This window comes from Rickettsia sp. (assembly GCF_965035265.1).
Window position 1 is genome coordinate 1 of the sequence record NZ_CBCDJS010000059.1, and the last position, 8,246, is coordinate 8,246.

Genomic DNA, 8,246 nt, shown 5'->3' on the forward strand with positions numbered 1-8,246 from the left:
ATTCAAGTATTGGGTATAAAAAACCTATGAATGTTTATCTGGATTACGTACAACATTATGAACAAATAGCAGCTTAATTTAAGCAACATTACCAAGTACATTGTTCATATATTTTGTCTTGATTTTTCAGGCCATTATACAATATTCACTTTACTCTACCTATAAATCAGGTGTTAGTTGGGTTGATGCTTTAAACGGTTCAGTAAGACCGGTGCTTGCTTATAGTTTCTTTGCAATGTACGGAGGAGTAAAATATGTTCAATATAAATCGTTAAAAAGTTCTGCCCTGCTAGTTGAGTATTTAGATATATTATGGAGTATTGAAGACCAAACTATTTTTGCGGGGATTATTAGTTTTTATTTTGGGCAGCGTACTTTTAGCAAATTATGGAAGTATACTCGATGAACTTCAAAAATTGGCGTCATCGTTCTACAAGAGCTTCGGCTCGAGCTATACTCCGTATACTTATGTCATTCCCGCGGAGGCTGGGCGTTGCCCGCATGGCTCGGAAAACGCGTTCGATGTCATCCCCGCGAAGGCGGGGATCCAGTCATTAAAAGATGTATACACAGTAAGTTTTTGAAATTAAAAGCTCGATTTATCTCGCTTTACGCTGGATTCCCGCTTTCGCGGGAATGACATCGAGGGCTTTTTAAAAAATGTCTAGTACTATAACCCTCAGGTACTAGTACGCTATTTCTTTGAGATAAAGCCTTTTTCGATATAATTAGGTAATTTTATTAGCTCCTGCTTTAGTTCATTATCTATTCCCATGGTTTCAAATTTTCGATCGACTAAAAAAATTATAGGTTTAGTGTTATGAGCAAAGAAGAAGTCGAAATTAGGTTGGTTATCAAAATATCTGTTAACACGGGGAAAATGATAAGCATGAGTAACAATTGCAATTTCAGCGTTATTTAAATCAATATTACCTTTTTCATGCTCTATATATAAAGTTTTAAATTGTCCGCCGGTATTGATTTGGTTTTCCGGTAACATGAAAATATAGAAACTTTCTTTCGGATAATCGGTAATAATATTATTATCAAGAGCTTCTGTTCATAAACTATTATCATAAGCTCCGCCATTAAATAAAATTATCGGTCCGTATTTTTGTAATTCTTCAGATGTTAAGTTAGATTCCTGCTTATCAAGCTTTTTGGCGGCTACTTCTCTTGCAATATTAATGCCTAGCCTAATTCTGTTATATCCGTCCTCTTTATCTTCTGCTCCAATATTTTGAGCATCGGAATTAATTGGTATTTTGGTGTAAGAATGCCTTGCCGATAAAACCCACACATACTTTATGTTTTTATCTATTTCAGGATTTTCGGTTGTATAAATATTTTGTATTTCAGAAATGAAATTTTGACGAATCGCTTCATTAGCAGGTTCAAACTCTAGATTATTAAGATCGCTTACTATTTGCTCAAAATGCCGATCTTGAGCAAATTTTTGATAATTTTGAAATCCTAGAACTGAGACTATTCCTATAATAATTATAGAAATAGCTATGTTAAAATTTTTGCAGTTTTTCATATACAGCTGTCACCCCGTGGCTTGACCACGGGGTCCATAAATATTTATTAGTATAAGTTGTTTTTTTAGATGCCGTGATCAAGTCACGGCATGACGTTTTGATTGCTTAAATCTACTTCTTACCACCCGCATTCATAGATAAGCTTGCAGAGACAAAGTCTTCAAGGTCACCGTCGAGCACACCTTTAGTGTCGGAAGTTTCGTAATCAGTGCGTAAATCTTTCACCATTTGATAAGGTTGTAGAACATATGATCTAATTTGATGTCCCCAGCTATTATCGGTTTTAGCGGCATTCTGTTCGTTAACGCTGTCTGTGCGTTTCTGCATTTCAAGCTCATAGAGTTTTGCTTGAAGCATTTTCATAGCTTGAGCTTTATTCTTATGCTGCGACCTATCACTTTGGCATTGCGTTACCGTATTGGTCGGTATATGGGTGATACGTACGGCTGAATCGGTAGTATTAACGTGCTGCCCTCCTGCTCCCGATGCTCTAAAAGTATCGATTCTTAAATCCTTGTCCTCGATAGTAATTGCTATATTATCATCAATTTCAGGATATACCCAGCTACTTGCAAAGCTGGTCATTCTTTTACCTGCCGCATTAAACGGGGAAATACGCACTAGCCTATGAACTCCTGCTTCGGTTTTAAACCAGCCGTAAGCACGTTTGCCTATTATCCTAATCGTACATGATTTAATGCCTGCTTCTTCGCCGTTAATCATATTGATTATCTCGGTTTTAAAGCCGAGCCTCTCGGCAAAACGCAAATACATACGCATCATGATAGATGCCCAGTCATGGCTTTCAGTTCCTCCGGCTCCGGCATTAATCTCTAAAAAGCAGTTATTGCCGTCTGCTTCACCTGAAAATAAGCATTCAGTTTCAAATTTGGCAGCAATGACGCTTAAATTTTTAAAGTCCTGTTCAACTTGTGAAAGTGTTTCTGGGTCATTTTCAGCTTCAGCCATTTCTTCAAGTTCTAAAGCATCTTTTAAATTGGATTTGAGTTTATTAAAAGCATTGAGTTTGTCTTCTAAATTACTTTTTTCTCGCAGTAATTTTTGTGCGTTAGCCTGATCATTCCATAAACTCGGATCGGCTGCTAATTCTTCTAGCTTTTCGAGTCTTTCAGTTGATGCTTCAACGTCAAAGTGACCTCCAAAGTAGTTCTAAAGACTGCTCAATTTTTTTTACATAATTTTCTATTTCGGCTCTCATTATTTTTTCCTGTTATAAATTTCGATTTTGTTATATATTTACAGCGCATTCCATAAAGCTCGATACAAGCGAATTTTGCAGGATTCGCCTGTGCTCACGTATTAATATACGCCCCGCAGGCTCACCTTGAAATTCATCTTGTCTAGAGCTTTCTGAAATATGCTGTACGTCATTCTTAGCAACGCCCCGCCTTTGCGAAATGACATTGATCACAACAAACAAACGCAAATTATATCACAATAATTATGAATAATCAAAAATATATACGGAACTTCTCAATAATCGCCCATATCGATCACGGTAAATCTACGTTAGCAGATAGGTTAATTGAGCATTGCGGCGGCTTGCAGGCTAGGGAAATGAGCCAGCAAGTGCTAGATTCGATGGATATCGAAAAAGAGAGAGGCATAACTATTAAAGCACAAACCGTACGGCTTGTATATAAGGCTAAAGACGGTAACACTTACTATTTAAATTTGATGGATACTCCCGGGCATGTCGATTTTGCTTATGAGGTTAGTAGGTCACTCGCTGCTTGCGAAGGCTCGTTATTGGTAGTTGATAGTACGCAAGGAGTAGAAGCCCAAACTCTTGCCAATGTTTATCAAGCGATTGAAAATGATCATGAAATTTTGCCGGTACTTAACAAGATTGACTTACCTGCTTCCGAACCTGAGCAGGTTAAGCAGCAAATAGAGGATATAATCGGAATTGATGCAAGTGAGGCTGTGTTAATCTCTGCTAAAAGCGGTATAGGGATTGATTTAGTTTTAGAGGCTATAGTAAATAAATTACCTCCGCCAAAAGAAAGTAGCGCGGATATCTTAAAAGCGTTGCTTGTCGATAGTTGGTACGATCCTTATCTTGGTGTGGTTATTTTAGTACGTATTATTGATGGAACTCTGCGTAAGAATATACGTATTAAAATGATGGCTACAAACTCGGTTTATACAGTTGAGAATGTCGGTTATTTTACTCCGAAAAAACATATTTCGGATGTTTTGCATGCAGGGGAAATCGGCTTCTTTACTGCCTCTATAAAGCAGGTAGCGGATTGTAAAGTTGGGGATACTATCACTGATGAGAAGAAACCTTGCGAGCAAGCATTGCCCGGCTTTAAGCCGAACTTACCTGTAGTGTTTTGTGGACTTTATCCAACGGATAGTTCAGAGTTTGAGCATCTAAAGGATTCGCTAGCTAAATTACGGCTTAATGATGCCAGTTTTGAGTATGAAATGGAAAGTTCTTCAGCACTTGGAGTAGGCTTTAGGTGTGGCTTTTTAGGGTTACTACATTTAGAGATAATCCAAGAACGTTTAAGTAGGGAGTTTGATTTAGATTTAATCACCACTGCTCCAAGCGTAGTGTATAAAATTCATATGCGAGATGGTGAGAGCTTAGAAATTCATAACCCCGCAGATTTGCCTGATTTGCAAAAAATCGAATCAATGGAAGAGCCTTGGATTAAGGCAACTATAATGGTGCCTGATGAGTTTTTAGGTACGGTATTATCGCTTTGTACAGAAAAGAGAGGGGTGCAGCTCGATCATAGCTATATAGCAAATAGAGCTAAAATAGTTTATAAATTACCGCTAAATGAGATAGTTTACGATTTTTATGATCGTTTAAAAAGCTGCTCCAAAGGTTATGCAAGTTTTGAATGGCAAATGGATGTTTATGAATCTTCCGAGCTTGTTAAGCTTGGGATTTTGGTTAACGCAGAGGTGGTTGATGCACTGTCCACAATCGTACACCGCTCACGTGCGGAGCAGAGGGGTAGGGCGTTATGCGTAAGGTTAAAGGACTTAATACCAAGGCAGCAGATCGATATAGCAATTCAAGCAAGTATCGGTAGCCGTATTATTGCTCGTGAGACTATTAAGGCCCTGCGTAAAGACGTTTTATCTAAATGTTACGGTGGTGATATAAGCCGTAAACGTAAGCTACTTGAGAAGCAAAAAGCAGGTAAAAAGAGAATGAGACAGTACGGTAATATCGAAATCCCACAATCTGCATTTATCGCAGCGTTGAAAATTGGGGATGAGTAAATTTTTTTATTTTATATAAAGAAAACGCTAGACGTTATAGAAAAGATTTGTTATAAGAAGTTATCTAAAATTTTTTAGAAACTTCTATGTTCCTCGGTAGCTCAGTGGTAGAGCAAACGGCTGTTAACCGTTCGGTCGCTGGTTCGAGTCCGGCCCGGGGAGCCATTCCTCGATTTTCGACAAATTTACGAATGAATCAAACGGCGAATGCAGCATAAAGTCAAGCTTTTTGCCTGTTAATTTAATTGTCGAAAACACAGTTTTTATTAGGCGTCTTTTTCCTGGGGCATTCGACAAAATAAAATATTGATGTGCATTGGCAACTAAATTTAGTACATCTATCATTTTTTCGGTAAAGCTATCATCCCCTTTATTATACTCTGCTATCTCTAGCATTACTTTATCACGACGTGTTGTTAATTTACGTTTATCTTCTTCGTATTCTTCATTTGTGAATATATCTTCTAAAAGTTTACTTCTAAGCTTATCAAGTTTATTTTTTATACTGATAAGCTCTTTATTTAACTCGTAAATATGAGGGTAGTATTTGTTACCTTTTTTATAAATTTTGAGCTACTGTAACATTTAAATTCCAAAGAAGTTGAATATTTATGAATAATGCAGTTTTCCGTATAAAAATGTATTTCTATTATTCCTTTTTCTATAAGCTCATAAAGCATAGCAGACTGTTTGAAATTACGCTGTAACCTATCTACTTTGTCTATTACTATTGCTATTATTTTCTTTTTTTCTTCAGCAAAATTTTTAGCAAACTCTATAGCTTCCATAAATTTTTTGCGGTTACCTACTGTTGAAGATTCAGCAAATTCAAAACTTTTAGTAATTTTAAGATTTTTATTTTTACAATAATCATTTAATCGTCTTGTTTGTGAATCTATTGAACAACCCTAGTCATATTGTCTTTCAGTTGATACCCTAGATAATGTTATTGCTTCTTCAGCTACTTCTCTATCTTCTAAAAATAACATTTTGAATTCTTTTTAAGTGAAAAATTAAAATTTACTCCTCAGAATCTTTGTACATTTTTTCTAATATCTCTAAGCGTTCGTTTATTCTCTCTATGTCTTCCTTGGTTAAAGGTTCTGCTATTTGTTGTTTTATTTTCTTTCTTAAATCTTTTTCCAATTCTTCTTGTTTATTATTTTTTCTAAAAATTTATGGAAGCCTCTAGAAATAATCAGTTGTGTCAATACCGGCTGATCCGACTGTTGGAATCGGCAGAAGTAAAGAAAAGCTAAAAGATAAACAAGGAGCAAAAAAAGTAAGTGATTATAAATATGGAGTAAGAAATAGTATGGAACTTTATTATTCGGTAATTTTGCTGATTTAATCATCGGACAATGGGGTGTATTAGATGTACTAGTTGACCCTTGCGCTTTAGGCACAAGCGGCGGTATCCGTATTCGCTTAATGCAGGATATCGACATCGCGACACCCTGAATCCTTTGCAGTGGCACGGAAAGCTTAAGATTAGCTAGCAACTCTAGATATTTCCATAATACGAATACGATTTTTAATATGAGGCCATTCGTTACGCTGTGCAATCTCTAAATCATAATGAGATTGCAAGTTAATCCACATTTGAGCTGAATTTTGAAAATATTTACCTAAACGTAATGCCATATCAGCTGTAATTGACCTTCTGCCATGTACTATTGCATGAATACGACTAGGTGGTACATCAATATCACGAGCTAACCTGTTTTGACTTATGTGTAATGGTTTCATAAATTCTTCTTCTAGCACCTCACCAGGTGTTACAAGATCAAGTAGTTTAGTCATAAATAATCTCCTTTAGTGATAATCAACAATTTCAACATTATGAGCATTTCCGTCATGCCAAACAAAACATATACGCCACTGATCGTTAATACGAATACTATGCTGATTTGCTCTATCTCCCTTTAATGACTCAAGTTTATTTCCAGGTGGAGAGCGTAAATCATTAATATTACTAGCTGAATTTAACAATTTAAGCTTTCTTTGAGCTGAGCGAATAATTGAGTGAAAACGTTTTACAGATTGGTTATAAAACAGCTTTTCAGTATCAGAACAAGCAAAAGATGCAATCATATTGTAATGGTTTTAGTATTGTTTTAATAGTATTAACAAAAATATAATACATCAAATTTTATGTCGTTTCAAGAAGATTTGTACGAGTTTTTAGATATAGAGCAAGGATTTGCTATAACTGCAACCCTGCACCTTGCTTCAGGCGAAGAATATATAATAACCGGTATTATGAGCGAGGAATATTTAAGCATAGATAGCGGCATGGCGGGAGTTTACGGCAATAAGCCTATATTTGAATGCACAGAAGATGATATTTTAGAAGCAGAATACGGCGATTTGCTGAACGTGCATAATAAGGAATATCGAATTGTTGAGATAAAGGTTGATGGTACGGGTTTTGCTAGTTTAGTACTTGAGAAGCAAAGTTAAGCAATGCACGCAAGAACAAAAATAAGGCAAGCATTTGTAGAGCTATTGCATGGTAAAACTTTGGTAGGTACTAAGGTTTACGATAGCAGACTTTATACTATGGATGTTACTTCTCTGCCAGGGATTATAGTTTTTTCATCTAACGAAGAGGTAACTACCTCAACCATAAGCCCACCACGAAGCCAAGATCGAAATGTTAAAATAGTTGTGGAATGAAAAAATTATAGACAGGGTCAAAGCACATTTTGACGCTAAGGAAATTAAAATAATCGAAGTACCGGAATGGGGTGATGGCGAGAATCCTTTATATATTTACTTATCCCCTTTAACCTTAGGACAGAAAAATCGCTTATACAAAATGGCAAAAGAGGATGATTTAGGCTTAATGGTTGAAGCATTAATTATGAAAGCTAAGGATAAGGAGGGAAACTGTTTATTTAGTCGTAGCGATAAACCGGAGTTAATGCGTAGCTGTGACCCTGATGTGTTGATCCGGATTAGCACTAGTATAATGAGTGAAAACGATTTTGAGACTGCCGAAAAAAACTAATTGCTGAGCCGGTATTATTTAATATGTTTGCTTTAGCTGAAGTATTACACAAAACAGTTGCAGAAGTAGAGCAAATAACAATAGATGAATGGCATTACTGGCTCGCTTATTTTAAGATTAAAAAAGAAAAATACAATAAATCAAGGAACTTAAAATAATTCATTTGTAATTAGTTTGTAGAAATAGTATTATAGATATATTAAATATAATACGTAAAATATATGAATATATCTGCAACTGAGTTAAATAAGAATCCTGGAAAAATTATTGATCAAGCACTACGAGAGCCAATAGTCATTAATAAACAAGGTAGACCTACTGTCGTTTTAGTAGATTATGAATATTTTACTAAGCTTGAAGATGATTATTGGGGTAAGGCAGCAACAAACATTGTAACACAACCAGAGTGGTTATCAGCAAAAGAA

Annotated in this window: 15 protein-coding genes, 1 tRNA gene and 2 pseudogenes; 10 read left to right on the plus strand and 8 right to left on the minus strand. The window is 35.8% G+C overall.

From position 1 onward, the window contains the following. Positions 1–118: 118 nt before the first annotated feature. Both AC1Z7D_RS04715 and AC1Z7D_RS04720 read left to right on the plus strand, forming a co-directional pair. Positions 119–406: a hypothetical protein gene (locus tag AC1Z7D_RS04715; RefSeq protein ID WP_482602453.1), complete on the plus strand. Its 288-nt coding sequence runs from the start codon at positions 119–121 to the stop codon at positions 404–406. Positions 407–473: 67 nt separating this feature from the next. After that, a pseudogene (locus tag AC1Z7D_RS04720) lies at positions 474–657 on the plus strand (hypothetical protein). A gap of 37 nt (positions 658–694) precedes the next feature. Here the strand turns inward: AC1Z7D_RS04720 and AC1Z7D_RS04725 are convergent. The 4 genes and pseudogenes from AC1Z7D_RS04725 to AC1Z7D_RS04740 all read right to left on the minus strand — a co-directional run. Further along, positions 695–1,000, minus strand: a complete 306-nt coding sequence (locus AC1Z7D_RS04725) for a hypothetical protein (protein ID WP_482602425.1) — start codon at positions 998–1,000, stop codon at positions 695–697. Positions 1,001–1,060: 60 nt separating this feature from the next. Further along, positions 1,061–1,540, minus strand: coding sequence for a hypothetical protein (locus AC1Z7D_RS04730; RefSeq protein WP_482602427.1), 480 nt, complete (start codon positions 1,538–1,540; stop codon positions 1,061–1,063). A 112-nt stretch (positions 1,541–1,652) separates the two neighbouring features. Continuing rightward, positions 1,653–2,760, minus strand: a protein-coding gene (gene prfB, locus AC1Z7D_RS04735) for a peptide chain release factor 2 (RefSeq protein WP_482602429.1) whose coding sequence is annotated in 2 segments (ribosomal slippage) — positions 1,653–2,690 and positions 2,692–2,760 — 1,107 coding nt in all. Because the reading frame shifts where the segments join, the coding sequence is not laid out codon by codon here. Positions 2,761–2,799: 39 nt separating this feature from the next. Then, positions 2,800–2,961, minus strand: a pseudogene (locus tag AC1Z7D_RS04740) (palindromic element RPE3 domain-containing protein); the annotation flags it as partial. Between the two features lie 44 nt (positions 2,962–3,005). Here AC1Z7D_RS04740 and lepA point away from each other — a divergent pair. Further along, the gene (lepA, locus tag AC1Z7D_RS04745) at positions 3,006–4,808 is read left to right on the plus strand and encodes a translation elongation factor 4 (RefSeq protein ID WP_482602431.1); all 1,803 of its coding nucleotides are present in this window, start codon (positions 3,006–3,008) and stop codon (positions 4,806–4,808) included. Between the two features lie 90 nt (positions 4,809–4,898). Then, positions 4,899–4,973 (plus strand) — tRNA-Asn (locus tag AC1Z7D_RS04750). Between the two features lie 356 nt (positions 4,974–5,329). On the opposite strand, the gene AC1Z7D_RS04755 is transcribed toward AC1Z7D_RS04750, so the two are convergent. Together AC1Z7D_RS04755 and AC1Z7D_RS04760 are read right to left on the minus strand one after the other, a co-directional pair. Further along, on the minus strand, positions 5,330–5,707 hold the full coding sequence (locus AC1Z7D_RS04755) for a recombinase family protein (protein ID WP_482602451.1): 378 nt from the start codon (positions 5,705–5,707) through the stop codon (positions 5,330–5,332). A 121-nt stretch (positions 5,708–5,828) separates the two neighbouring features. After that, positions 5,829–5,954: a hypothetical protein gene (locus AC1Z7D_RS04760; protein WP_482602433.1), complete on the minus strand. Its 126-nt coding sequence runs from the start codon at positions 5,952–5,954 to the stop codon at positions 5,829–5,831. 58 nt (positions 5,955–6,012) lie between these two features. Between AC1Z7D_RS04760 and AC1Z7D_RS04765 the strand changes: the two genes are divergently transcribed. Continuing rightward, on the plus strand, positions 6,013–6,159 hold the full coding sequence (locus AC1Z7D_RS04765) for a hypothetical protein (RefSeq protein WP_482602435.1): 147 nt from the start codon (positions 6,013–6,015) through the stop codon (positions 6,157–6,159). A gap of 140 nt (positions 6,160–6,299) precedes the next feature. On the opposite strand, the gene AC1Z7D_RS04770 is transcribed toward AC1Z7D_RS04765, so the two are convergent. Continuing rightward, positions 6,300–6,611 carry a HigA family addiction module antitoxin gene (locus tag AC1Z7D_RS04770; RefSeq protein WP_482602437.1) on the minus strand — a complete coding sequence of 104 codons (312 nt, stop codon included), beginning with the start codon at positions 6,609–6,611 and terminating at the stop codon, positions 6,300–6,302. A 12-nt stretch (positions 6,612–6,623) separates the two neighbouring features. Beyond that, a complete protein-coding gene (locus AC1Z7D_RS04775; RefSeq protein WP_482602439.1) occupies positions 6,624–6,902 on the minus strand; it encodes a type II toxin-antitoxin system RelE/ParE family toxin in 279 nt (92 codons plus the stop codon). 60 nt (positions 6,903–6,962) lie between these two features. On the opposite strand from AC1Z7D_RS04775, the gene AC1Z7D_RS04780 reads away from it, so the two are divergent. From AC1Z7D_RS04780 to AC1Z7D_RS04800, 5 genes are all read left to right on the plus strand, one after another. Then, positions 6,963–7,271 (plus strand): head-tail joining protein, encoded by a 309-nt coding sequence (locus tag AC1Z7D_RS04780; protein ID WP_482602441.1) that lies wholly within the window; start codon positions 6,963–6,965, stop codon positions 7,269–7,271. Between the two features lie 3 nt (positions 7,272–7,274). Continuing rightward, entirely contained in the window at positions 7,275–7,487 is a 213-nt protein-coding gene (locus AC1Z7D_RS04785) for a hypothetical protein (RefSeq protein ID WP_482602443.1), read from the plus strand. After that, the gene (locus AC1Z7D_RS04790; RefSeq protein ID WP_482602445.1) at positions 7,477–7,821 is read left to right on the plus strand and encodes a hypothetical protein; all 345 of its coding nucleotides are present in this window, start codon (positions 7,477–7,479) and stop codon (positions 7,819–7,821) included. Before AC1Z7D_RS04785 ends, AC1Z7D_RS04790 begins: the two co-directional genes overlap by 11 nt. Positions 7,822–7,844: 23 nt before the next feature. Then, a complete protein-coding gene (locus AC1Z7D_RS04795) occupies positions 7,845–7,979 on the plus strand; it encodes a hypothetical protein (RefSeq protein ID WP_482602447.1) in 135 nt (44 codons plus the stop codon). A gap of 63 nt (positions 7,980–8,042) precedes the next feature. Then, positions 8,043–8,246, plus strand: a 204-nt coding sequence (locus tag AC1Z7D_RS04800) for a type II toxin-antitoxin system Phd/YefM family antitoxin (protein WP_482602449.1), incomplete at its 3' end; no start/stop codon positions are given.